Origin of the sequence: Amycolatopsis sp. NPDC058278 (genome assembly GCF_042881395.1) — a bacterium.
Classification (GTDB): domain Bacteria; phylum Actinomycetota; class Actinomycetes; order Mycobacteriales; family Pseudonocardiaceae; genus Amycolatopsis.
In genome coordinates this window covers 1-1310 of record NZ_JBHVXZ010000281.1, presented here as the reverse complement: position 1 = coordinate 1310, position 1310 = coordinate 1, and the positions used below count along the sequence as shown (strand labels likewise).

2 protein-coding genes are annotated in these 1310 nt (G+C 72.1%); both read left to right on the top strand.

Annotated features, from left to right (window positions below):
* Positions 1-291 precede the first annotated feature (291 nt).
* A complete protein-coding gene (locus ACFVYA_RS49975; protein ID WP_387055715.1) occupies positions 292-1059 on the top strand; it encodes a choice-of-anchor P family protein in 768 nt (255 codons plus the stop codon).
* A gap of 11 nt (positions 1060-1070) precedes the next feature.
* Positions 1071-1250: an LPXTG cell wall anchor domain-containing protein gene (locus ACFVYA_RS49970; RefSeq protein WP_387055713.1), complete on the top strand. Its 180-nt coding sequence runs from the start codon at positions 1071-1073 to the stop codon at positions 1248-1250.
* The last annotated feature ends 60 nt before the right edge of the window (positions 1251-1310 follow it).

Here is a 1310-nt window from a genome sequence, read left to right as displayed (position 1 = left end):
GCCCCGGGGCGCTTTTTCATTGGGGCGCGGGGTCTCCCCCCGGGGGGGGTCACACCCCCCGCCCCAATCGGTTGAACCCCGGCCAAACTTGTTACGCCGTTCGAGTGATACGAAAACGACCAGCGGAAACGGCGCCGAGCCTTACCCGATCCGGTGATTCGGAAAATTTTGTGTGCTATTCGGCCCGGTCTTCGCGATAGTCGATCCGCGTGTCGAGTTCTGGCAAGCCGGGTCGATCCGCGCCGCCGTCACGCACCCCCGACAAATCCAGCGAATTCGGAGGACCACTTGATGAAGAGCTCCCTCGTGCGCCGTGGCGGGCTGCTCGCCGCGGTCGTGGCGAGCGTCGTGCTCGCCGGCGCGGCCCCCGCTTCGGCAGCCCCCGGCGACGGATCCGCGTACGGCGTCAAGGTCGACGTCAAGCTGCTCGGCCAGAACGCGGTGAAGGCCGGTCCGTTCGCGGCCGCGAACACCGCGGGCCCGACGAGCGGCAGCCTGGCGAAGGTCGACCTCACCGGCGTCCTCACCGCCGGCGCGATCAACACCGCGGCCGAGCGCGACGAGAATTCCGGTGCGGTGACGGCGAAGGCGAGCACCGCCGACGTCGCGCTGCCGCTGCTCAAGGCGGCTCTCGGCGACGTCGGCATCAAGCTCGTCGAGGCCGTGTGCACCGCGACGCAGAAGGGCGTCGAAGGCAGCACGAAACTCGTCGGCGCGAACCTCGGCAGCGTCGGCGCGGTCGACGCCAGCCCGGCCCCGAACACGCAGATCAAGGTCGGCCTCGGCGCGCTCAACGTCGCGACGATCACCCTGAACGAGCAGGTCGCGAACAAGGACGGCAGCCTCACGGTGAACGCCGTCCACGTGCGGCTGCTCGGCGAAGGGCTCAAGGCGCTCGGCTCGGGTGACGTGATCGTGTCGTCGGCGACCTGCGGCCCGGCCGCGCCGCCGATGCCGCTGGCGTCGGGCGCGGGGCTGTGGATCGGGCTCGGCCTGCTCGGCGCCGTCGCGGTGCCGGTCGGCACCCGCATCTTCCGCCGCCGTTCCGCGCAGGCCTGAGCGAGGTCCGGATGTACAAGATGCCGGGCGCGGGCGTCGGCGTGGCCGGGGGCGGGGTCGGCACCCTCGCCGCCACCGGCGCCGACATCGGCTGGTGGCTGGCCCTCGGCGTGCTCCTGGTCCTGCTCGGGACCGTCGCGCTGATCGCCGTCCACCGCCGCAACCGCCGTCTTTCCCAGGCGCGGGACTGAGACGGTGACCCCGGGCCGCCGGCGTGTGCCCCTCGCACGCCGGCGCCCCGGGCGGGTTAT